Below are 21,949 nucleotides of genomic sequence, written 5' to 3'. Positions count from 1 at the left end.
TCGCCCCCTTGAGGGGGCGTGCGCAGCGCGTAGGGGAAGGGTCAGGTCTTGCGTCGGGCGCGGACGGCGGCGGCCAGCTCCCGCAGCAGCGGCTCGGTCTGGGCCCAGCCCAGGCAGGCGTCGGTGATCGAGACGCCGGGCTTCAGGTCGGACTTGGTCTGGCCCGGGGCCAGGTCTTGCCGGCCGGGCTGCAGATGGCTCTCGATCATCACGCCGGTGATGCGCCGGTCGCCGGCGCTCATCTGGGCGGCGACGTCGCGGCCCACCTCGATCTGGCGCTCGTACTTCTTGCTGCTGTTGGCATGCGAGAAGTCGATCATCACCTGCTCGCGCAGGCCGGAGCCCTTCAGGGCCTCGCAGGCGGCCTGCACGCTGGCGGCGTCGTAGTTGGGCGCCTTGCCGCCGCGCAGGATGATGTGGCAGTCCTGGTTGCCGCGGGTCTCGAAGATCGCGGCCGCGCCCATCTTGGTCATGCCCATGAAGGCATGGCTGGCCTGGGCGGCCAGCACCGCGTCGCTGGCCACCTTGATGCCGCCGTCGGTGCCATTCTTGAAGCCGACCGGGCAGGACAGGCCCGAAGCCAACTGGCGATGGCTCTGGCTCTCGGTGGTGCGCGCGCCGATCGCGCCCCAGGCGATCAGGTCGGAGATGTACTGCGGCGACAGCAGGTCCAGGAACTCGGTGCCGGCCGGCAGGCCCAGGGCCGTCACGTCAAGCAGCAGCTGGCGCGCCAGGCGCAGGCCCTCGTTCATGTGGAAGCTGCCGTCCAGGCGCGGGTCGTTGATATAGCCCTTCCAGCCGACCGTGGTGCGCGGCTTCTCGAAATAGACCCGCATCACGATCAGCAGGTCCTGGCTCAGCTCGTCGCGGGTCTTCTTCAGCAGGCGCGCATAGTCCATCGCCTGGTCATGGTCGTGGATCGAGCAGGGGCCGACCACCACCAGCAGGCGGTCGTCGCGGCCATGCAGCACCGCGCCGATCTCCTGGCGCGCGCGCTCCACCAGCTCCAGCGAGGCGTCGGGCAGCGGCAGCTCGTCCAGCAGCAGGGCCGGCGAGATCAGCGGGCGCACGGCGCCGATGCGGGTGTCGTCGGTGCGGGTGGTGTCGCGGGTGGCATCGCGGGAGCCGACTTCGCGGTCGTGCTGAGGATCGTCCAGAGGTTTCATGCGGGGCTCCAAAGATTCGCCCGGCATTATCGGTTCTTGGCCAGGCTGCCCGCCAGCACGGCCAGGGCCGAGACCGCAAAACCCGCCAGCGCCGGCAGCGGCAGGCGCTCGCCCAGCAACACGAAGCCCATCAGCGCCGACACGCCCGGGATCAGGAAGAACAGCCGCGCCACCCGGGAGGCCTGGCCGCGCCGCATCATCAGGAACATCAGGCTGAAGGCGCCGATCGAGTTGACCAGGCTCAGCCAGAGCGCGGCGAACACCAGATCGAAGCTCCAGTGGATGGCGAAATGCTCGGTAGGCCCCGCCAGCATGGCGGCGGCCAGGGCCGACACCAGCATCTGCACGCAGCTGCCGCTGCGCAGGTCCATGCCGCTGCAGAAGCGCTTCTGGTAGAGCGTGCCCAGCACCAGGCCCATCAATCCCAGCAGGGCCGCCGCATAGGCCGGCCAGCCACCGGCGCCGTTCAGCGGCTTGCCGGCCACCACCAGGGCCACGCCCAGCAGGCCGCCCGCCAGGCCCAGCAGCTGCCAGCGACCCAGACGCTCGGCCAGCCACAGATGCGCCCCCAGTGCGGTGGCCAGCGGCATCAGCCCGATCAGCAGGCCGGCCACGCCGGCCGACAGGCCCAGGCGCAGGCCGTAGTAGATGCCGGAGAAATGCAGCACCTGCATCAGCAGCCCGGCCATGACCAGATGCCCCCAGGCGCGGATGCCGCGCGGCCAGGGCGCGCGGCTCGCCAGCGCGACGCCCAGCAGCACCAGGGCCGCCAGACCGAAGCGCAGGGCCAGCAGGGTGAAAGGCCCGGTGTGTGCCAGGCCCAGCCGGCCGGCCACATAGCCGCTGCTCCACAGCAGGATGAAGAGCAGCGGCAGGCTCAGGGCGGCAAAGGCGGCCAGCCCGCCGCGCGGCGCGATGGCCGGCAGGGCGGGCGGGGCTTTCAGGCAATGGGTCGACATGGGGTTCTCCGGCGGGTAGGCGATGAATCCCACTGTAGGAACGACGGAATCCAGACACAATCCATCAAACTAGACTCCCAGAGTTTCCAAACAGAGAACAAACCATGGGCCGACTCGAAGACCTGCAAGCCTTTGCCCGCGTCGTCGACGCGCGCGGCTTCTCCGGCGCGGCGCGCCTGCTGGGCAGCACCAAGTCGGCCGTCAGCAAGCAGGTGAGCCGGCTGGAGGCGCAGCTCGGCACGCGGCTGCTGCAGCGCACCACGCGCAGCGTCAGCCCCACGCCCGAGGGCCGCGGCGTCTACGAGCGCGCGCTGCGCCTGCTGGAGGAGGCCCAGGCGCTGGAGGACGAGCTGGCCGGTCGCCAGGACGAGCCGCGCGGCGTGCTGCGGCTCTCCACCTCGACGGCCTTCGGCAATCTGCAGTTCACCGCGCTGATGAGCGAGTTCTGCGCCCGTCATCCGCAGCTGCAGGTGGTGCTGGGCCTGAACGACCGCTATGTGGACTTGGCCGAGGAAGGCTTCGATGTGGTGCTGCGCCTGACCGGCAAGCCCAGCCCGGGCCTGGTGGCGCGCCGGCTGGCGCGCATGCGCTATCTACTGTGCGCCGCGCCGGCCTATCTGGAGCAGCAGGGCCGGCCCGCCACGGTGGCCGAGTTGGCCCGGCACCGCTGCCTGCGCTTCGGCTATCTGCAAGCGTCCGACCGCTGGCGCTTCCGCCATGCCGACCTGGGCGAGCAGGAGGTCGAGGTGCGCGGGGCGCTGCGCTTCGAGAGCGGGTTGACGGTCAACAGCAGCGAGTCGCTGCGCACCGCGGCGCTGGCCGGCATGGGCCTGGCCGTGCTGCCGACCTATGCGATCGGCCCGGATCTGCGCGCCGGTCGCCTGCAGGCCCTGCTGCCGGACTGGCAGCCCGTCGGCGGCACGGCCGATGCCGACACGCTCTATGCCGTCTATCTGCCGCATCGCCAGCCCAGCCCCAAGGTGCGGGCGCTGATCGACTTCATGCTGGAGAAGCTGGGGGACACGCCGCCCTGGGACCGCGAGTCGGACTGAGCGCCGGGAGCCAATGAGACAATCCCGCCCCATGTCTCTCGTTCCCTACGCCCTCACCCGTCCCTTTCTGTTCGGCCTGGACCCCGAGCATGCGCATGAACTGACCCTGGGCGCGATCGCCCGGCTGCAGAACACGCCCGCCCAATGCCTGTGGGCGCAGAGCCGCATCGCCGACCCGGTGACGGTCGCCGGTCTGAAATTCCCGAACCGCATCGGCCTGGCCGCCGGCCTGGACAAGAACGGCCGCTGCATCGACGGCCTGGGCGCGATGGGCTTCGGCTTCATCGAGGTGGGCACGGTGACGCCCAAGGGCCAGCCCGGCAACGACAAGCCGCGCATGTTCCGCCTGCCGGAGAAGGAGGCCCTGATCAACCGGCTGGGCTTCAACAACGAGGGGCTGGCCAGCTTCATCGCCAATGTGCAGCGCGCCCATTCCTTTCGCGCCGCCGGCGGTCTGCTGGGTCTGAACATCGGCAAGAACGCCGCCACGCCGATCGAGAACGCGGTGGACGACTATGCTGTAGGCCTGGAGGGCGTGTTCCCCCACGCCGACTACATCACGGTCAATATCTCCAGCCCCAACACCAAGAACCTGCGTGCGCTGCAGAGCGACGAGGCGCTGGACGCCCTGCTCTCGCACCTGCAGGCGCGCAAGCAGGCCCTGCAGCAGGCCTCGGGCCGTGCCGTGCCGATGTTCGTCAAGATCGCGCCGGACCTGGACGAGGCCCAGGTGGCCGTGATCGCCCAGACCCTGCAGAAGAACGGCATCGACGGCGTGATCGCCACCAACACCACGATCGCCCGCGATGCGGTGCAGGGCCTCACGCATGCCGACGAGGCCGGCGGACTGTCGGGCCGCCCGGTGTTCGACGCCAGCAACCGCGTGATCCGCCTGCTGCGCGCCGCGCTGGGCTCGGGCTATCCCATCATCGGCGTCGGCGGCGTGATGAGCGGTGCCGATGCGCGCGCCAAGCTGGCGGCCGGCGCGGACCTGGTGCAGATCTACACAGGCCTGATCTACAAGGGCCCGGCCCTGGTGGCCGAATGCGCCGGGGCGCTGAGCCGGCCCTGAAACGAAAAAAGCGGATCCGAAGATCCGCTTTGCGCCAAAGGCGTTGGCCGTCAGGCGCTCAGGCGCTCTTGCGGCGACGGGCCACGAAGCCCACGACACCCAGGCCAGCCAGCAGCATGGCATAGGTTTCGGGCTCGGGCACCGGCACGGCGGCGGCGGCCGAGCTGATCGCATAGGCAGCGCTGCCGGTCGCCAGACCGAACACCGAGTAGTAATAGGTGCCGGCGTCCAGCGTCAGCGTGTTGGTGCTGGACGTGCCACCGTAGGTCCATGCGGCGAGGCCGGTGCCGTCGGCCTGATACAGGCCATAGGCCGCCGGAGCAATGGCACCGAAGGTCAACACACCGCTGGAGACGGTGGAGGTCTCCGTCAGCGTGAAGCTGTAGGTATCCAGGAACAGGCCGCTGACGGCGCTGCCACCCAGTTCGAGCAGGTCATGAGCGCCCCAATTCATGTCGGCGGCTTGGCTGCTCAGGGAAGCAAGGGCCACCATCGAGGCGGCGACTAGCGGTTTCAACTTCATCGTAGAACTCCCAAAAAAGAAGGGATGAAAACGGACTGACGAATTCATTGTGCACCGCAGCGTGAGCAGTTTTTCACGCTCCAAGCCCTTGACTTAGGGACAACTAGCACCTTTCTTGTTGCCGTGTGTAAGTACATTCCCGAAACGATGCGAGGGTGCACCGAATTGCATCCGACACGCCCTCCGATGAGGCGTTTTTTCAGCCGGCGAGCACCCGCATGAGCTTCTGCATGCCCTCGACCGCCTTGCCCTTGCGCGCCCGCTTGCCGGCATAAGCGGCAAGGCCTGACCCCTTCAGCAACTCCTCCTTGGCCTTGCCGCCGCGACCGCTGCCGAGCACCCTCAGCACCTGGGCATAGGCCGCCACGCTGATCAGCGCATCCTTCGGTTCCAGGTCCATCAGGGTCAGGCCGCGGCCGCCCTTGGGCTGGTGCTTCAGCTCGTCGAGCGCGAAGCTCAGCAGGCGCCCCTGCAGCGACAGGCAGGCGAGCTGCTGGCCGAGGCCATCCGGCACGGCACTCGGCGGCAGCGGCTTTTCCTCGCCCTCCAGGCTCAGGAAGGTCTTGCCGGCCTTCTGGCGACCGACCAGGTCGCCGACCTGGGCGATCAGGCCGAAGCCGCCGGTGCCGGCCAGCACCAGGCGCTGGCTCGGGCTGGCGGCGTAGTAATGCGCGATCTGGGTGCCGCTTTCCAGCTCGATCAGCGTGGTGATCGGCTGGCCGTCACCGCGCCCGCCCGGCAGCAGGGCGACCGGCACCGAGTAGACCCGGCCATTGCTGCCGAACACGATCAGCGGATCGACGCTGCGGCAGGGGAAGGTGCCGTAGAGCTGGTCGCCGGACTTGAAGCTCAGGGCGGCCGGATCCACCTCGTGGCCCTTCAGCGCGCGCACCCAGCCCTTCAGGCTGACGACCACGGTGACCGGCTCGTCCACTACCTTGATCTCGGCGACGGCCTTCTTTTCTTCCTGGATCAAGGTGCGGCGCTCGTCGCCGTACTGCTTGGCGTCGGCCTCGATCTCCTTGACCACGGTGCGCTTGAGCACGCCCGCGTTGCCGAGGATGTCCTCCAGCTTCGATTGCTCCTCGCGCAGCGACTTCAGCTCCTGCTCGATCTTGATCGCCTCCAGCCGCGCCAGCTGGCGCAGGCGGATTTCCAGGATGTCCTCGGCCTGGCGGTCCGAGAGGCGGAAGCGCTCGATCAGGGCCGGCTTGGGCTCATCGGCATTGCGGATGATGCGGATCACCTCGTCGATGTTCAGGAGCACCAGCTGGCGGCCTTCCAGCACATGGATGCGGTCCTGCACCTTGCTCAGGCGGTGCTGGGTGCGGCGCTGCACCGTGGCCAGCCGGTAGCCCAGCCATTCGACGAGGATCTGGCGCAGATTCTTCTGCGTCGGCCGGCCGTCGGCGCCGATCATGGTCAGGTTGACCGAGGCCGAGGTCTCCAGACTGGTATGGGCCAGGAGCGTCGTGATCAGCTCCTGCTGCTCCACCGTGCGGCTCTTGGGCTCGAACACCAGGCGCACCGGGGCGTCCTTGCTGGACTCGTCGCGCACGCAGTCCAGCACCGCCAAGAGGCTGGCCTTGAGCTGCAACTGGTCCTGGCTCAGGGCCTTCTTGCCGGTCTTGACCTTGGGGTTGGACAACTCCTCGATCTCTTCCAGCACCTTCTGCGAGCTGGTGCCATGCGGCAGCTCGGTGACCACCAGTTGCCACTGGCCGCGCGCCAGATCCTCGATCTTCCAGCGCGCCCGCAGCTTCAGGCTGCCGCGGCCCGAGGCATAGGCGGCGCGGATGTCCTCGTTGGAGCTGATCAGCTGGCCGCCACCGGGGAAGTCGGGGCCGGGCAGCAGCTGGTAGAGCTCGTCGTCGCCGAGCTTCTCGTTCTTCAGCAGCGCCACCGCGGCGGCCGCCACCTCGCGCAGATTGTGGCTGGGCACCTCGGTGGCCAGGCCCACCGCAATGCCGGAGGCGCCGTTCAGCAGCACGAAGGGCAGGCGCGCCGGCAGCTGGCGCGGCTCCTGGGTCGAGCCGTCATAGTTGGGCACCAGCTCCACCGTGCCCTCGTCGATCTCGTCCAGCAGCAGGCGCGCGATCGGCGCCAGGCGCGCCTCGGTGTAGCGCATCGCCGCGGCGCCGTCACCGTCGCGGCTGCCGAAGTTGCCCTGGCCGTCGATCAGCGGGTAGCGCTGGCTGAAGTCCTGGGCCATGCGCACCAGCGCGTCGTAGACCGACTGGTCGCCATGCGGGTGAAAGCGGCCCAGCACGTCGCCGACCACGCGCGCGCCCTTCACCGGCTTCGCGCCGGAGGTTCCCGAGAAGGACAGGCCCATGCGCTCCATCGAGTACAGGATGCGGCGCTGCACCGGCTTCTGGCCGTCGCAGACATCGGGCAGGGCCCGGCCCTTGACGACCGAGAGCGCGTATTCGAGATAGGCCTGCTGGGCGTAATGCGCCAGGGTCAGGGCATCGCCCGGCTCCTCGGCCGGGGTGGAGAACAGATCGAGGGTGTTCGTATCGCTCATAAATCAACTGCTATGGATTCTTAGGTGCCGGGCCTGGGCCGGCAGGCTTCGCTGCAGCAGGGCCCAGTAGAGTTCCAGCACCAGATGGACATGGGCCTGGGTCTCGGCGATCGGCGGCATCTGGCCACCGTGGCGCCGCACCGTGCCCTCGCCGGCATTCCAGGCCCCCAGGGCCACGTCGATGCGGCCGAAAAGCCTGATCAGGCGCGCCAACTGGGCCGCACCCGCCTGGATATTGCGGCGCGGCTCCTGCAGGCGCCGCGCCTGCTCGGGCGGCGCCATGATCTGCATCAGGCCCACCGCGCCACGCGGCGACACCGCGTCCGCCTTGAAACCGGACTCGACCGCGATGATGGCCTTCAGCAACTCCATGTCCACGCCATGGTGCGCCGCGGCCTCGCGCAGCCAGGGCTGGACGCTCTTGACCTCGGGCGCGAACTCCAGCCAGGTCAGCAGCCCCTGGCTGCCGTCCTGCTTGCCGGGCACCCGGCCCGGCTCGTCGTGCGGCGCGCCCATTACCAGGCTGTAGCGGCTGCTCAGCGGCCGGGCGGCAATATGGGCGACGCCGGCGCCGTCCACATAACCCCAGAGTTCGGCATGCGCCGGGCCCGCCAGGGCCAGCAGCAGGAATAACAGCCTGCCATACCTCATGCGGCCTCCTGGCCCAGCGCCAAGCGGGCCTGGTACTCGCGATCCAGCATCGACATCACGATCAGGCTGTCATAGCCATCGGCGCCGCTGACGCGCACGCTCTCGCGCAAGCGCCCTTCCTCGACGAAGCCCTCGCTCTGGTAGAGATGCTGGGCGCGGGTGTTCAAGGCCTTGACGTCGAGCCAGAAACGGTGCGCCCGCAGCTGCGCGAAGGCCAGCTTCTTCAGTTGGCGCACGCAGGCGCGGCCCAGACCCTGGCCGGTACCTTGAAACCTTGGCGCCAGCACGATGCGCTTGAGCTCCACCGAGCGGTGCGGGTTGCGGCAGCCCTGCAGGATCACAAAGCCGATCGCCGCGCCCGCCTCGTTCTCGACGATGAAATGGCGCGAGTCCGGGAAGCGGATCGCGCCCTCATGCTGGGTGCGCTCCCACACCGTGATGAAGGGCGCGTTGGCCGCGTCCTGCTCGACCGAGACCACGAAGTCCAGGTCCGACAGCATCGTCGGCCGCAGGCTGACGCGGGGCGCGCTCATGGCGATTCAAAGCCCCGCAGCACCGCCACCACGTTGTGGCCGATGGCCTCGGTCGCGTAACCGCCCTCCTGTAGGAACAGGGTGCGCGGCGCGCCGAAGCCGGCGAGGCGCCGGCCCATCTCGGTGAACTCCGGCCGGTCCAGTTTGAAATGCGAGATCGGGTCGCCGCCATAGGTATCGACGCCCAGCGAGACGATCAGCAGCTCGGGCGCATAGGCCTTCAGCCGGGCCAACAGCCGGTCCAGCGCCGCGAACCAGGCCTCGTTGGAACTGCCGGCCGGCAGCGGCTCATTGGCATTCAGCCCCAGGCCCGCGCCGGTGCCGCGCTCGTCGGCGTGCCCCAGGAAGAAGGGGTACTCGGTCTGCGGGTCGCCGTGCAGGCTGGCATAGAAGACGTCGGCGCGCTCGTAGAAGATCGCCTGCGTGCCGTTGCCATGGTGGTAGTCGACGTCCAGGATCGCGACCCGCGCCAGGCCCGCGTCGCGCGCGGCCTGGGCCGCCACCGCGGCGTTGTTGATGAAGCAGTAGCCGCCGAAGAAGTCCGCGCCGGCATGGTGGCCGGGCGGGCGGGTCAGCACATAAGCGCTTTTCTTCTCATCGCCGAGCGCGATGTTCAGCCCGGTCAGCGTGGCCTGCGCGCCCCAGTAGGCGGCCTGCCAGGACCCGGCGGTCAGCGGCGTGCCGCTGTCCATCGAGTACAGGCCCATGCGGGCGGCGAAGCTCTGCGGCTCCACATCGGCGCGCAGGCTGCGGATGGGCCAGACGGCCGGAAAGGCATCGCCCGCCCCGCCCAGCGCCAGCCATTCGGCATGCGCGCCCTGCAGGAAACGCAGATAGGCCGGCGCATGCACGCGCTCCAGCGGCGCCAAGCCATGGTCCAGCGGAGCCATCAGCACCTCGCCCAGGCGTGCCTCCTGCACGGCCTTCAGCACATAGTCGGCCCGCGCCGGCACCTCGAAGGCGGGCACCAGGCGGCCACGAAAGAACTCGTGCGTGGCCGCATGCAAACCGTGGCGCTGGTTGTAGACCGTCTTCATCAGCAGGATCCTGCCTTGCAAAACACCGCACAGGTTCGGCATTCCCAAGCGGCTGCCGCCGATCCGGCTCCGCCGGTCGGTCGGCAGCGCCCCCTTGAGGGGGCGCGCGCAGCGCGTAGGGGGTGGGTCATATATCGATTTCCACGGCGTCGCCGTGGATTTCCATCAGCTCGCGACGCGAGGCGGCCTCGCCCTTGCCCATCAGCTTGTTGATCGCCTCGATGGTCTGGCCGAAGTCCAGCTCACCATAGCGCACCGGCGAGAGGCGCCGCGTCTCGGGGTTCAGGGTCGTGTCCCACAGCTGCTCCGCGCTCATCTCGCCCAGACCCTTGAAACGGCTGATGGTCCAGGAACCTTCGCGCGCGCCTTCCTTGCGCAGCTTGTCCAAGGTGGCGGTCAGCTCGCCCTCGTCCAGCGCATAGATCTTGGCGGCCGGCTTCTTGCCGCGCGCCGGCGCATCGACCCGGTACAGCGGCGGCCGGGCGATGAACACATGGCCGGCCTCGACCAGCTTGGGGAAATGGCGGAAGAACAGGGTCAGCAGCAGCACCTGGATATGCGAGCCGTCGACGTCCGCGTCCGAGAGGATGCAGATCTTGCCGTAGCGCAGGCCGCTGAGGTCCGGGCTGTCGTTCGGGCCATGCGGGTCAACGCCCACGGCCACCGAGATGTCGTGGATCTCGTTGTTCTTGAACAGCAGGTCGCGCTCGACCTCCCAGGTGTTCAGCACCTTGCCGCGCAGCGGCAGGATGGCCTGGGTCTCCTTGTCGCGGCCCATCTTGGCCGAGCCGCCGGCCGAATCGCCCTCGACCAGGAAGACCTCGTTGTGCAGCAGATCGCGGCTTTCGCAGTCGGTCAGCTTGCCGGGCAGCACGGCCACCCCGGAGCCCTTGCGCTTTTCAACCTTCTGACTGGCGCGTTGCCGAGTTTGCGCCTGCTTGATCACCAGTTCCGCGAGCTTCTTGCCGAGCTCCACATGCTGGTTCAGCCACAGCTCCAGCCCCGGCTTCACATAGGTGGACACCAGACGCAGCGCATCGCGGCTGTTCAGGCGCTCCTTGGTCTGGCCCTGGAACTGCGGATCCAAGACCTTGGCCGAGAGCACGAAGGAGGCGCGCGAGAACACATCGTCGGGCATCAGCTTGACGCCCTTTGGGGCAAGCGCATGCATTTCTATGAAACCCTTGATCGCGCCGAACAGACCGTCCTTCAGGCCGGACTCGTGGGTGCCGCCGGCCACCGTCGGGATCAGGTTCACATAGCTCTCGCGCATGACCTGACCCTCCTCGGTGAAGGCCACGGCCCAGGCCGCGCCCTCGCCCTCGGCGAAGTTCTCGCTCTCGGAGGCGCTGGCGTACTGCTCGCCCTCGAACAGCGGGATCAGCGGATCGGCCACCAGGGTCTGCATCAGATAGTCGCGCAGGCCGCCCTGGTAGGACCAGGTCTGCAGGTCACCGGTCTTCTCGTTCTTCAGGGTGACGGTGACGCCCGGCATCAGCACGGCCTTGCTGCGCAGCAGATGCACCAGCTCGTTCTTGGGCAGCTCCGCGCTCTCGAAATACTTGGCATCGGGCCAGACCCGCACGGTCGTGCCCTGCTTGCGGTCGCCGCTGGCGCCACCCTTGCGCGTCGTCACCGGCTCGACCACATCGCCGGCCTCGAAGGCGAGATTCGCCACCTGGCCCTCGCGCCAGACCGTCACTTCCAGGCGTTTGGCCAGGGCATTGGTCACCGAGACGCCCACGCCATGCAGGCCGCCCGAGAAACTGTAGGCGCCGCCCGAACCCTTGTCGAACTTGCCGCCGGCATGCAGGCGCGTGAAGACGATCTCCACCACCGGCACGCCCTCTTCCGGGTGCAGGCCATAGGGGATGCCACGCCCGTCGTCGGCGATCGACACCGAGCCGTCGGCATGCTGGGTCAGGTCGATGCGCTTGCCGAAGCCGGCCAGGGCCTCGTCGGCGGCGTTGTCGATCACCTCCTGGATGCAATGCAGGGGGTTGTCGGTGCGGGTGTACATGCCCGGGCGCTGCTTGACGGGCTCCAGCCCTTTGAGCACGCGGATCGAGGCCTCGCCATAGGTTCCGGGGTTGTTGCTTGCTTTGGTCGCCATGGGGCGGGATTCTAGGACCCGATTTTTCCGGTCCCGGCAGACTTTGGCAGCATTGGCTACAGTCGCGCGAATGAACACCACCCCCGCCCCCTTGTCGATGAAACAGGTGCTGCTCTGCGGCGCCATGATCGTGACCCTCTCGATGGGCATACGCCATGGCTTCGGCCTGTGGCTGGCGCCGATCACGATGGACCGGGGCTGGACCCGCGAGACCTTCGCCTTCGCGCTGGCGGTGCAGAACATCGCCTGGGGCCTGGCCGGCCCCTTCACCGGCATGCTGGCCGACCGCTTCGGCGCCTTCAAGGTGATCGTGGTCGGCGGCCTGCTCTATGCGCTGGGCCTGGTGCTGATGGCCATCTCCAGCTCGGGCCTGGCCTTCACCGGCAGCGCGGGCCTGCTGATCGGCATGGCCCAGTCCGGCACCACCTACGCGGTGATCTATGGCGTGATCGCCCGCAATGTGGCGGCCGACAGGCGCTCCTGGGCCATGGGCGTGGCGGCGGCGGCCGGCAGCTTCGGCCAGTTCCTGATGGTGCCGGTGGAGAACTGGCTGATCTCCGGCACCGGCTGGCAGAACGCCCTCTTCGTCCTGGCGATCGCCGCGCTGGCCATCCTGCCACTGGCCTTCGGCCTGCGCGAGCCGGCCAAGACAAGTGCGCACAGCGCCCACCGCCAAAGCATCGGCCAGGCCCTGCGCGAGGCCTTCGGCTATCGCAGCTTCCAGCTCCTGATGGCCGGCTATTTCGTCTGCGGCTTCCAGGTGGTGTTCATCGGCGTGCACATGCCCAGCTATCTGAAGGACCATGGTCTGAGCCCCCAGGTCGCCACCTATGCGCTGGCCCTGATCGGCCTGTTCAATGTGTTCGGCACCTATGCCGCCGGCACCCTGGGCCAGCGCTTCCCCAAGCGCTACCTGCTGTCCATCATCTACGCGCTGCGCTCGGTGGCCATCGTCGTGTTCCTCAGCGTGCCGCTGACGCCGACGAGCGTCTACATCTTCTCGGCCGTGATGGGCGTGCTGTGGCTGTCCACCGTGCCGCCGACGAACGCCGTGGTAGCGCAGATCTTCGGCGTGCAGCACATGTCGATGCTGGGCGGCTTCATCTTCTTCAGCCACCAGATCGGCAGCTTCCTGGGCGTCTGGCTGGGCGGCAAGCTCTATGACGCCAGCGGTAGCTACGACATCGTCTGGTGGCTGGCGGTGGCCCTGGGCGGGCTGGCCGCCCTGGTCAACCTGCCGGTGCGCGAGCATGCGATCGCGCGCGGCGCGACGCCGGCGGCGGCATGAGACTGGGCTGGCGGCGCGGCCTGGCCTGGGGCCTCATCGCCCTGGTGCTGGCGGCCGTCTTCCTGGCTTATCTGCAGCCGGAGCTGATGCAGCATTTGTCCCAACAGCTCTGGGCCTGTTTTTAGCCACAATCCGCGCTCCGAACACAGAATCCTGGGGAGCGGATGAGCAAAATCGTCGTCGTGATCACCGGCGCCTCGGACGGCATCGGCGCCGAGCTGGCGCGCCAATGGGCGGCGCGCGAGCGCGCCGGACTGGCCCTGGTGCTGGCCGCGCGCAGCCTGGACAAGCTGGAAGCCGTGGCCGCGCAATGCCGGGCCCTGGGCGCCGAGGTGCTGGTGCAGCGCTGCGACGTCGAGCAGCAGGCCGACTGCCGGACCCTGATCGCCGCCGCCGTGGCGCGCTTCGGCCGCCTCGACACCCTGGTCAACAACGCCGGCATCTCGGCCCATGCGCTGCTGGCCGAGGTGGACGACCTGGCCTGGTACGAGCGCCTGATGCGCATCAATTTCTGGGGCAGCGTCTGGACCACCCATGCCGCCCTGCCCCATCTGAAGGCCAGCCGTGGCCGCCTGCTGGCGATCTCCAGCCTGGCCGGCCTGGTCGGCATCCCCGGCCGCACCGCCTACAGCGCTGCCAAGTTCGCGATGGGCGGCTTCTTCGAGGCCCTGCGCGGCGAGCTGGCGTCCGACGGGGTCAGCGTCACGGTCGCCTATCCGGGTGTGGTCGACACCCAGATCCGCCACCGCGGCCTGAACGCCCAGGGGCAGCCGCTGGGCCGCAGCGCGATGGACGAGCGCGGCGCGATGACGGTGCAGACCTGCGCCCGGCTGATCCTGGAGGGCGGCCTGGCGCGCCGGCGCGAGATCGTGATGACGGCCAAGGGCCGGCTGGGCCGCTGGCTCAAGCTGCTGGCTCCCGGCCTGGTGGACCGCATGGCGCGGGCCGCGCTGAAGAAGGAGGAGCGCCCTCGATGAGCGGCGCGCAGCCCTCCCCCTGGCTGCTGCGCTGGCAGCAGGCCTGCCGGCCCGGCCATACGGCCCTGGACCTGGCCTGCGGCTCCGGCCGCCATGTGCGCCACCTGGCCGCCTGCGGCATGCGGGTCACGGCAGTGGACCGCGATGCCGAGGCCCTGGGGCCGCTGGCCGCCGAGCCCGGTCTGGCCGAGACCCTGGCGGCCGACCTCGAGGCCGGCCCCTGGCCCCTGGCCGGGCGTTCCTTCGACCTGGTGCTGGTCACGAACTATCTGTGGCGGCCGCTGCTGCCGGCCATCGTCGGCGCGGTGGCGCCGGGCGGCTGGCTGATCTACGAAACCTTTGCCGACGGCCAGCAGAGCATCGGCCGGCCGGCCCGGCCGGATTTCCTGCTGCAGCCCGGCGAACTGCTGCAGGCCTGCCAGGGCCTGCGCGTGGTGGCCTACGAGAACGGCTTCAGCGAGGATGCCGGCGGGGTCAACCCGCGCTATGTCCAGCGCGTTGCAGCGGTGCGCGAAACCGCCCCGACACCCGGGGTTTACCAGCGCTACACCCTGGCCTGAGAAAAGACGGCCCGGGCGCTGAGTAGAATCGCGGGATTACGAGGAATCCTCTCATGACACCGATTGTTGGCAGCATCGTCGCGCTTGTGACGCCGATGCAGGAAGACGGCAGCGTCGATTACGCCGCGCTGCGCAGCTTGATCGACTGGCATATCGCCGAAGGCACGGACTGCATCGGCGTGGTCGGCACCACCGGCGAATCGCCCACCGTGGACGTCGAGGAGCATTGCGAGATCATCCGCGTCGCGGTCGAGCATGCCGCGGGCCGCGTGCCCATCATGGCCGGCACCGGCGGCAACTCCACCGCCGAAGCCATCAACCTGAGCCGCTATGCCAAGAAGGTCGGCGCCGACTGCACGCTGTCGGTCGTGCCCTACTACAACAAGCCCAGCCAGGAAGGCATCTACCAGCATTTCAAGGCCATCGCGGAAGCCGTCGACATCCCGATGATGCTGTACAACGTGCCGGGCCGCACGGTCGCGGACATGGCACCCGAGACCACGCTGCGCTGCGCGCCGCTGCCGGGCGTCATCGGCGTCAAGGAGGCCAGCGGCAATATCGAGCGCGCCGCCTTCCTGATCAAGCACGCGCCCAAGGGTTTCTCGATCTACTCGGGCGACGACGGTACCGCGGTCGCCCTGCTGCTGCTGGGTGGCCATGGCAATGTCAGTGTCACCGCCAACGTGGCACCGCGCGCGATGCACGAGCTCTGCAAGGCCGCGATCGCCGGCAATGTGCGCGAAGCCAGCCGCATCCATTTCCAGCTGCTCGCGCTGCACAAGCAGCTGTTCTGCGAACCGAGCCCGGCGCCCACCAAGTGGGCGCTGGAGCGCCTGGGCCGCTGCAAGAGCAACTTGCGCCTGCCGATCACGCCGCTGACGGCCGCCGGCCAGGCCAGCGTCGCCCAGGCCATGCAGGAAGCCGGCCTGCTCTGAGCAGCGGCATACACCCACCCCATTTGAGACCAGGCCGGGGCCCTGCCCCACGACCTTCGGAGATGTCTAGCGTGACCCGTTCCCCTTCCTTCGCTCCCACGGCGCAGCGCCTGGCCTGCTCGGCCCTGATCGCCTCGCTGGCCGCCTGCAGCACCTTCGATGGCACCCTCAGTTCCGACAAGGTTGACTACCGCAGCCAGGCCCGCCAGACCAGCGGCCTGGACATCCCGCCCGACCTGACACAGCTGGCGCGCGACAACCGCTCGCAGGTACAGGGCGGCGCGATCAGCGCCTCGGCCCTGCAGCAGCAGGCCAATGCCGCGCCGCGCCCCGGCGCCGCGAACAGCAACCAGGTGGCCCTGTCCAGCGCCGGCGAGGCCAGCCTGCAGCGCGCCGGCGAGACCCGCTGGGTGCATTCGAGCCTGACGCCCGACCAGCTCTGGCCGCAGCTGCGCGCCTTCTGGCAGGAGCGCGGCTTCGACCTGGCTAAGGACGATCCGGCCGTCGGCGTGATGGAGACCAACTGGGCCGAAAACCGCGCCCGACTGCCGCAGGACTTCATCCGCAAGACCATCGGCAAGGTGCTGGACTCGATCTACTCGACCAGCGAGCGCGACATGTACCGCACCCGCGTCGAGCGCTCGCCCAGCGGCGGCACCGACATCTACATCGTGCACCGCGGCATGCAGGAGGTCTACACCAGCACCCAGCGCGACCAGACCGCCTGGCAGCCGCGCGCCGCCGAGCCCACGCTGGAAGGCGAGATGCTGTCGCGCCTGCTGCTCAAGCTGGGCGGCAAGGAAGATGCCGCCAAGGCCGTGGTGGCCGGCGCCTCCGCGGCCGCCCTGCCCTCGGCCGAACTGCCCCCGTCGCCGCGCGGCGGCGCCCGCAACCGGCCGCTCAGCGAGGTGCCGGACAGCCTGCAGGTCAACGAGGGCTTCGAGCGCGCCTGGCGCCGCGTCGGCCAGTCGCTGGACCGCCACGGCTTCACCATCGAGGACCGCGACCGCAACCAGGGTCTGTTCTACCTGCGCTATGCCGATCCGACCCAGGTGGGCAAGGAGGAGCCGAACTTCTTCGAGCGCCTGTTCAAGGGCGAGAAGGCCGTCACCGCCAACCGCTACCGGGTCTCGGTCAAGGCCCAGGGCGAGCGCAGCCTCGTCACCGTGCAGGACACCAAGGGCCAGCAGCAGACCGACGAGAATGCCAAGCGCATCCTGAATCTGCTGATGGACGATCTGCGCTGACAGCGCGGCAGCATTCGCCAACGCCGCCAGCGCAGACCGCCGGCGGCGTTTTGTTTTTCGGAGTCACCCGATGCGCTTTTGCAGCCTGGGCAGCGGCAGCGGCGGCAATGCCAGCCTTGTCGAGGCCAGTCAGGGCATCACCAGCACCCTGCTGCTGGTCGACTGCGGTTTCAGCCAGCGCGAGCTGCTGCGCCGGCTGGCGCGCGCCGGGCGCACGCCGGAGCAGCTGGACGCGATCTTCGTCACCCACGAGCATGGCGACCATGTCGGCTGCTCGCTGGCCCTGGCGCAGCGCTACCGCATCCCGCTGTGGACCAGCCGCGGCACCTGGCAGGCCGTCAGCCATGGCCCGGCCGCGCAGGCCCTGGACCCGGCCCTGCTGCACTTCGCTCATGCCGAAGAAACCCTGGCATTGGGCGATCTCTGGCTGCAGCCCTTCGCCGTGCCGCATGACGCGCAGGAGCCGCTGCAACTGCTGTGCGGCGACGGCGCGCGGCGCTTCGGGCTGCTGACCGATGTGGGCAGCGCCCCGGCAACGCTGATCGCGCGCCTGCAAGGCCTGGACGCCCTGCTGCTGGAGTGCAACCACGACGAGGAGATGCTGCGCCACGGCCGCTACCCGGCCAGCCTGAAGCGCCGTATCCTGGGCAGCCACGGCCACCTGTCCAACGACTTGTCGGCGCAGATCCTGGCGCAATGCCGGCATGCGGATCTGCAGTGGGTGGCGGCGGCCCATTTGAGCGCCAGCAACAACCGCCCCGAGCTGGCCCGCGCGGCGCTGGCCGGCGTCCTGGGGGATGGCGCGGCCACGCAGATACTCGTGGCCGATCAGGTTCAGGGTTTGGATTGGCAAACTCTTATTTAGAGAATCCACTCAAATACCGCTTGCGACCGCGGTATGCCGGGCGGCCGGCAAAACAAAAGCCGCCGGGCCTCGCGGCCGGGCGGCTTTCGCCGTGATCGGAGGAACCCGATTACTTGCTGGCGGCTTCCGAAGCGGCCGCAGCGGCGGCAGGAGCCGAAGCGTCAGCGGCGGGAGCCATGGCGGCGTCCGAAGCGACGGGGGCGGGAGCAGCCACCGGAGCCGGCTCAGCAGCAGGAGCGGGAGCCTCTTCCTTCTTGCCGCAAGCGGCCAGAGCAACAGCAGCCAGCAGGGAAGCCAACAGGATCGACTTTTTCATAGGTGTCCTCAGATTCGAATTAACGAAGAATCAATTACCGGTAATTAAAGAGGCCCCACCTCCCGACCAATCACCGACAAATCGTTGGGGTGCCTCAGCAGACCAAGACGTGGAAACCTCGAGCGCTTCCATCGCCTAGCCCGATATTGTATCCGTAATCCGGGAAACTCCTTAAAGTCCCAAGGTACTCGCGGCGAACGATGGCGCGGAGCGTTGCCAAACAGCATCAAACCATTCCCGCGCGGCGATTTCATCCGCTGATCGCACGGCATAGACCGCGCGCCATTGCTGGGCATCGAGCAGCCGCAGGCTGAACCGTCCCGGCGCCAGCAGCAGTCCGGCCGGATTTCCGGCGCCGAGATCCTCGCACCGGTATTCCCCGGCCTGCACCACATGGTCCCAGCGGCGCCGCCAATCCACAAAGCGCGGCTGCTGGCGGCGCAGTTCCTCATAGCCGGTCGCCAGCATCCTCAGGCGCCGGTGCGGCAGCGCCCAATGCGCCAGCGCCTCCAGCACGGCGGGTTCGGACAGCGGCCAGGCCGTGAAGTCGGAGTCCAGCCAGCAGAGCTCGCGGCAGCCCTGTTCGCCAAGCCCTTGCAAGGCCTCGCGCAGCGCCTGCACAAAGGCCTGGCGGCCGATGATGATGCCCTCTTCCAGCATGGTGTCCTGCCTCAGTCCTTGCCCGCCTGCACCCAGCCATCCTCGGTCCATTGATCCAGCAGCTCGCGCGCGCCATCGGACAGCTGCGCCACCTGGGCGGCCGTGAGACGCCGGCGATCGGCCAGCAGGCGCATCAGTTTGGCATCGCGGCCGCCCGCGCGGAAGGACTCGCCGTTCAAAAACACATGAGCCCGGTCGTACATCATGCGGCTGCGCCGGTCCAGCAGGGCGGCGCAACCCGCCGGCAGCGGATCGCCGATCTCGAAGAAGACCTTGGGCTTGGGCTCGCTCAGGGCCTCGCCCAGCGCGCGCTCCAGCGCCAGCGGCTCCCGCAGCGCCCGCTCGGCCGCGGCGCGGGCAAACTCGACCAGGCCTGGCGGCACCAGCCCCGGCGTCGCGGTCGCGGCCTGGCGCGGGTCGGCGTACATGCGGTTGGCCCGCGGTTCCTCGTCCGTCAGGCGCGGCAGCAGCTCGCGCGCCAGCTCGGCCTGCCAGGGCGTGCGAAAGCCCACCGAGCAGGTCATGCAGTCGTCGCCCACGGCCACGCCGTCATGCGCCCAGCCGGGCGGCAGGTAGAGCATGTCGCCCGGCTCCAGCAGGTACTCCTGCTCCGGCCTGAAGTTGGCGATGATCTTCAGCGGCACGTCGTCGCGCAGTTGCGCGTCCTTCTGGGCGCCGATGCGCCAGCGGCGTCGCCCCTGCACCTGGATCAGGAACACATCGTAGGAATCGAAATGCGGCCCCACGCCGCCGCCGTCCGAGGCGTAGGAAATCATCAGATCGTCCAGGCGCGCCTCGGGCACGAAGCGAAAGCGCGACAGCAACTCGTGCGCCGCCGGCAGATGCAGATCCAGCCCCTGCACCAGCAGGGTCCAGCCGGCCTTGCCGAAGGGCGGCAGCTTGGCCACCGGCCCCTGGCGCAGGGTCCAGCGCCCGTCGAAGGCCGTGACCAGGCGCGATTCGACATCCTCGCTGGCGGCCAGCGTGGCCAGTTCCTTGCGGCCGGCGGGCGGCGCCACATCGGGCAGGGCCTGGCGCACCAGCAAGGGCTTCTTTTGCCAATGCCGGCGCATGAACTGTTCGGGAGAGAGGCCGCCGAGCAGCGGCATGGGCTTTGCGATGTCGATCATGGCGGCATTGTCCGGTATGCGATCATCTCGCCCATGCTAATTACCTCTCCCTGCGTCGTCTCCCTGAGCTGGAGACTGGAAGACGCCCAAGGCCAGCTGATCGACGAACTGGCCGAGCCGATGGAATTCTTTTACGGCGGCGACGACCTGTTCGCCAAGGTCGAGCAAGCCCTGGCCGGTCAGGAGATCGGCTTCGAAACCAGCCTGGCGCTGGAGCCCGAAGATGCCTTCGGCGACTACGACTCCAACCTCGTCTGCTTCGAGAGCCGCAGCGTGCTGCCCGAGAACGTTTCCGAGGGCATGCAGTTCGAAGGCCTGCCCGAGGGCGCGGCCAGCGAGAACATGCCCGAGGAGGTGGTCTACACGGTCACCGAGGTCTACCCCGAGCATGTGGTGCTGGACGGCAACCACCCGCTGGCTGGCGTCGGCCTGCGCATGCACATCAAGGTGCGCGATGTGCGCGAGGCCAGCGAGGCGGAGATCCGCGAGGGCAGCGTCGGCGAGACGGTGTTCAGCGTCGTCAACGGCGCACCGCCCGACGAGCCGCTGCACTGAAGGAATAGCCCGCGCGCTGCGCGCAGCCCGCAGGAGACCGGCAGAGCCGGATCCTCGGGCTCCGCTGGGTCAAGGCAGCTCAGCTCTTTCCGGTGGACCCGAACCCGCCGTCGCCGCGCGCGGAGGCGTCGAAGTCCTCGACCACGCGGAAGGCCGCCTGCACCACCGGCACCAGCACCAGCTGCGCGATACGTTCCAGCGGCTGGATCACGAAGCTTGTGCCGCCGCGGTTCCAGCAGCTGACCATCAGCTGGCCCTGGTAGTCGCTGTCGATCAGGCCGACCAGATTGCCCAGCACGATGCCATGCTTGTGCCCCAGGCCCGAGCGCGGCAGTATCAGCGCCGCCATGCCGGGGTCGTTGATATGAATGGCCAGGCCCGTCGGGATCAACGTGGTCTGGCCGGGCTCCAGGGCGATCGGCGCGTCCAGGCAGGCGCGCAGATCAAGACCGGCGGAGCCGGGCGTGGCATAGGCGGGCAGTTGCTCGGCCATGCGGGCATCGAGCACCTTGAGGTCGACGAGGGTCGTGGTCATGGCTTGGAAGAGATCCGTTCGGCGATCTCGCGCACCAGTTCGCGCGCGAGGCTCAGTTTGTCGTTGTGGGGAAGTTCGCGCTCGCCGGTCGCATCGACCAGCAACAGCGCATTGTCGTCGCGGCCGAAGGTGGCCGGCCCCAGATTGCCGACGATCAGCGGCACGCCCTTCCTCACCAGCTTCGCGCGCGCATGCCTGGCCAGATCCTGGCTCTCGGCCGCGAAGCCGACGCAGAAGGTCCTGCTCTCGGGCAGGGCCGCCACGGCGGCCAGGATGTCGGGGTTCTCGGTCAGCTCGAACATCGGCGCGGCCTTGCCCTCGCCGCCATCCTTCTTCTTGATCTTGTGCGCGTTCATCTGCGCCGGCCGCCAGTCGGCCACGGCCGCGGTGGCGACGAAGATGTCGTGCTCGCGCGCGCGCGGCAGCACCGCGTCGAACATCTGCTGCGCGGTCCGCACGTCGATGCGGCGCACGCCGCGCGGCGTCGGCAGATGCACGGGCCCGGCCACCAGCGTGACCTCGGCACCGGCCTCGGCCGCGGCGCGCGCGATCGAAAAACCCATCTTGCCGCTGGACAGATTGGTGATGCCGCGCACCGGATCGATCGGCTCAAATGTCGGCCCGGCGGTGATCAGCAGCTTCTGGCCGGCCAGCAGCTTGGGCCGGAAGAAGGCGATCAGTTCGTCGCGCAGTTCCGCGGCCTCCAGCATGCGGCCGTCGCCGAATTCGCCGCAGGCCTGGTCGCCGTTGCCGGGCCCCAGCACGAAGGCGCCATCGGCCCTGAGCTGCGCCAGATTGCGCTGCGTGGCCGGATGGGACCACATCTCGCGGTTCATCGCCGGGGCCACCAGCAGCGGGCAACGCTCGATCGGCCGCGCCAGCGCGGTCAGGCTCAGCAACTCGTCCGCCCTGCCCTGCACCAGCTTGGCGATGAAGTCGGCACTGGCCGGCGCCACCAGCATGACATCGGCCGCGCGCGTCGCGTTGATATGCGCCATATTGTTGGGCTCGCGAGCATCCCACTGGCTCAAGAGCACCGGGCGGTTCGAGAGCGCCTGCATGGTCACCGGCGTGATGAACTGCGTGGCGGCCTCGCTCATCATCACCTGCACCTCGGCGCCGGCCTTGATCAAGAGGCGGGTCAGCTCGGCGACCTTGTAGCAGGCGATGCCGCCCGAGAGGCCCAGCAAGACATGCTTGCCGGCGAGTTGTGTGGATTCGCTCATGGAGCGCGACTCTATCAGCCAG

General features: G+C 68.8%; 23 protein-coding genes. 10 read left to right on the top strand and 13 right to left on the bottom strand.

What is annotated here, in order from left to right:
• Window positions 1-41: 41 nt before the first annotated feature.
• On the bottom strand, window positions 42-1,166 hold the full coding sequence (locus AC07OQ_RS05810; RefSeq protein WP_495052143.1) for a 3-deoxy-7-phosphoheptulonate synthase: 1,125 nt from the start codon (window positions 1,164-1,166) through the stop codon (window positions 42-44).
• 26 nt (window positions 1,167-1,192) lie between these two features.
• Complete coding sequence (locus tag AC07OQ_RS05805) at window positions 1,193-2,125, bottom strand: DMT family transporter (protein WP_495052142.1); 933 nt, start codon at window positions 2,123-2,125, stop codon at window positions 1,193-1,195.
• Window positions 2,126-2,229: 104 nt separating this feature from the next.
• Between AC07OQ_RS05805 and AC07OQ_RS05800 the strand changes: the two genes are divergently transcribed.
• Together AC07OQ_RS05800 and AC07OQ_RS05795 are read left to right on the top strand one after the other, a co-directional pair.
• Window positions 2,230-3,177 carry a LysR family transcriptional regulator gene (locus AC07OQ_RS05800; protein WP_495052141.1) on the top strand — a complete coding sequence of 316 codons (948 nt, stop codon included), beginning with the start codon at window positions 2,230-2,232 and terminating at the stop codon, window positions 3,175-3,177.
• 31 nt (window positions 3,178-3,208) lie between these two features.
• A complete protein-coding gene (locus AC07OQ_RS05795) occupies window positions 3,209-4,249 on the top strand; it encodes a quinone-dependent dihydroorotate dehydrogenase (protein WP_495052140.1) in 1,041 nt (346 codons plus the stop codon).
• A gap of 58 nt (window positions 4,250-4,307) precedes the next feature.
• Here the strand turns inward: AC07OQ_RS05795 and AC07OQ_RS05790 are convergent, their stop codons facing one another.
• The 6 genes from AC07OQ_RS05790 to AC07OQ_RS05765 all read right to left on the bottom strand — a co-directional run bounded on the left by AC07OQ_RS05790 (window position 4,308) and on the right by AC07OQ_RS05765 (window position 11,633).
• The gene (locus AC07OQ_RS05790; RefSeq protein WP_495052139.1) at window positions 4,308-4,772 is read right to left on the bottom strand and encodes an FxDxF family PEP-CTERM protein; all 465 of its coding nucleotides are present in this window, start codon (window positions 4,770-4,772) and stop codon (window positions 4,308-4,310) included.
• Between the two features lie 199 nt (window positions 4,773-4,971).
• On the bottom strand, window positions 4,972-7,299 hold the full coding sequence (parC, locus tag AC07OQ_RS05785; protein WP_495052138.1) for a DNA topoisomerase IV subunit A: 2,328 nt from the start codon (window positions 7,297-7,299) through the stop codon (window positions 4,972-4,974).
• 3 nt (window positions 7,300-7,302) lie between these two features.
• Entirely contained in the window at window positions 7,303-7,950 is a 648-nt protein-coding gene (locus AC07OQ_RS05780; protein ID WP_495052137.1) for a lytic transglycosylase domain-containing protein, read from the bottom strand.
• On the bottom strand, window positions 7,947-8,483 hold the full coding sequence (locus tag AC07OQ_RS05775; protein WP_495052136.1) for a GNAT family N-acetyltransferase: 537 nt from the start codon (window positions 8,481-8,483) through the stop codon (window positions 7,947-7,949). Before AC07OQ_RS05775 ends, AC07OQ_RS05780 begins: the two co-directional genes overlap by 4 nt.
• Window positions 8,480-9,520, bottom strand: a complete 1,041-nt coding sequence (locus tag AC07OQ_RS05770; RefSeq protein WP_495052135.1) for a histone deacetylase family protein — start codon at window positions 9,518-9,520, stop codon at window positions 8,480-8,482. The genes AC07OQ_RS05775 and AC07OQ_RS05770 overlap by 4 nt, the downstream gene beginning before the upstream one ends.
• A 127-nt stretch (window positions 9,521-9,647) precedes the next feature.
• Window positions 9,648-11,633 (bottom strand): DNA topoisomerase IV subunit B, encoded by a 1,986-nt coding sequence (locus tag AC07OQ_RS05765; RefSeq protein ID WP_495052134.1) that lies wholly within the window; start codon window positions 11,631-11,633, stop codon window positions 9,648-9,650.
• A gap of 70 nt (window positions 11,634-11,703) precedes the next feature.
• Here AC07OQ_RS05765 and AC07OQ_RS05760 point away from each other — a divergent pair, with 70 nt between their 5' ends.
• The 7 genes from AC07OQ_RS05760 to AC07OQ_RS05730 all read left to right on the top strand — a co-directional run bounded on the left by AC07OQ_RS05760 (window position 11,704) and on the right by AC07OQ_RS05730 (window position 17,505).
• Window positions 11,704-12,921: an MFS transporter gene (locus tag AC07OQ_RS05760; protein ID WP_495052133.1), complete on the top strand. Its 1,218-nt coding sequence runs from the start codon at window positions 11,704-11,706 to the stop codon at window positions 12,919-12,921.
• Complete coding sequence (locus AC07OQ_RS05755) at window positions 12,918-13,046, top strand: hypothetical protein (RefSeq protein WP_495052132.1); 129 nt, start codon at window positions 12,918-12,920, stop codon at window positions 13,044-13,046. Before AC07OQ_RS05760 ends, AC07OQ_RS05755 begins: the two co-directional genes overlap by 4 nt.
• A gap of 39 nt (window positions 13,047-13,085) precedes the next feature.
• Complete coding sequence (locus tag AC07OQ_RS05750) at window positions 13,086-13,898, top strand: SDR family oxidoreductase (protein WP_495052131.1); 813 nt, start codon at window positions 13,086-13,088, stop codon at window positions 13,896-13,898.
• Window positions 13,895-14,458: a class I SAM-dependent methyltransferase gene (locus AC07OQ_RS05745; RefSeq protein ID WP_495052130.1), complete on the top strand. Its 564-nt coding sequence runs from the start codon at window positions 13,895-13,897 to the stop codon at window positions 14,456-14,458. The genes AC07OQ_RS05750 and AC07OQ_RS05745 overlap by 4 nt, the downstream gene beginning before the upstream one ends.
• Window positions 14,459-14,511: 53 nt before the next feature.
• The gene (dapA, locus tag AC07OQ_RS05740; protein ID WP_495052129.1) at window positions 14,512-15,393 is read left to right on the top strand and encodes a 4-hydroxy-tetrahydrodipicolinate synthase; all 882 of its coding nucleotides are present in this window, start codon (window positions 14,512-14,514) and stop codon (window positions 15,391-15,393) included.
• Window positions 15,394-15,455: 62 nt separating this feature from the next.
• Window positions 15,456-16,640 carry an NlpB/DapX family lipoprotein gene (gene bamC / locus AC07OQ_RS05735; protein WP_495052128.1) on the top strand — a complete coding sequence of 395 codons (1,185 nt, stop codon included), beginning with the start codon at window positions 15,456-15,458 and terminating at the stop codon, window positions 16,638-16,640.
• Window positions 16,641-16,710: 70 nt separating this feature from the next.
• Window positions 16,711-17,505: an MBL fold metallo-hydrolase gene (locus AC07OQ_RS05730; RefSeq protein WP_495052127.1), complete on the top strand. Its 795-nt coding sequence runs from the start codon at window positions 16,711-16,713 to the stop codon at window positions 17,503-17,505.
• A gap of 109 nt (window positions 17,506-17,614) precedes the next feature.
• On the opposite strand, the gene AC07OQ_RS05725 is transcribed toward AC07OQ_RS05730, so the two are convergent.
• The 3 genes from AC07OQ_RS05725 to AC07OQ_RS05715 form a co-directional block, all read right to left on the bottom strand.
• A complete protein-coding gene (locus tag AC07OQ_RS05725) occupies window positions 17,615-17,821 on the bottom strand; it encodes a hypothetical protein (RefSeq protein ID WP_495052126.1) in 207 nt (68 codons plus the stop codon).
• A gap of 171 nt (window positions 17,822-17,992) precedes the next feature.
• On the bottom strand, window positions 17,993-18,481 hold the full coding sequence (locus AC07OQ_RS05720; protein ID WP_495052125.1) for a hypothetical protein: 489 nt from the start codon (window positions 18,479-18,481) through the stop codon (window positions 17,993-17,995).
• 11 nt (window positions 18,482-18,492) lie between these two features.
• Window positions 18,493-19,608 (bottom strand): JmjC domain-containing protein, encoded by a 1,116-nt coding sequence (locus AC07OQ_RS05715; protein ID WP_495052180.1) that lies wholly within the window; start codon window positions 19,606-19,608, stop codon window positions 18,493-18,495.
• A gap of 36 nt (window positions 19,609-19,644) precedes the next feature.
• Between AC07OQ_RS05715 and AC07OQ_RS05710 the strand changes: the two genes are divergently transcribed.
• On the top strand, window positions 19,645-20,166 hold the full coding sequence (locus AC07OQ_RS05710; protein WP_495052124.1) for an FKBP-type peptidyl-prolyl cis-trans isomerase: 522 nt from the start codon (window positions 19,645-19,647) through the stop codon (window positions 20,164-20,166).
• A gap of 79 nt (window positions 20,167-20,245) precedes the next feature.
• Here the strand turns inward: AC07OQ_RS05710 and dut are convergent, their stop codons facing one another.
• Together dut and coaBC are read right to left on the bottom strand one after the other, a co-directional pair.
• The gene (gene dut / locus AC07OQ_RS05705) at window positions 20,246-20,701 is read right to left on the bottom strand and encodes a dUTP diphosphatase (RefSeq protein ID WP_495052123.1); all 456 of its coding nucleotides are present in this window, start codon (window positions 20,699-20,701) and stop codon (window positions 20,246-20,248) included.
• Complete coding sequence (gene coaBC / locus AC07OQ_RS05700) at window positions 20,698-21,927, bottom strand: bifunctional phosphopantothenoylcysteine decarboxylase/phosphopantothenate--cysteine ligase CoaBC (protein ID WP_495052122.1); 1,230 nt, start codon at window positions 21,925-21,927, stop codon at window positions 20,698-20,700. Before coaBC ends, dut begins: the two co-directional genes overlap by 4 nt.
• Window positions 21,928-21,949 lie beyond the last annotated feature (22 nt).

The organism is Roseateles sp. GW821-FHT09B06 (assembly GCF_059418245.1).
The sequence above is the reverse complement of the archived record's forward strand: the minus strand, read 5'-3'. Positions and strand labels throughout refer to the sequence as shown.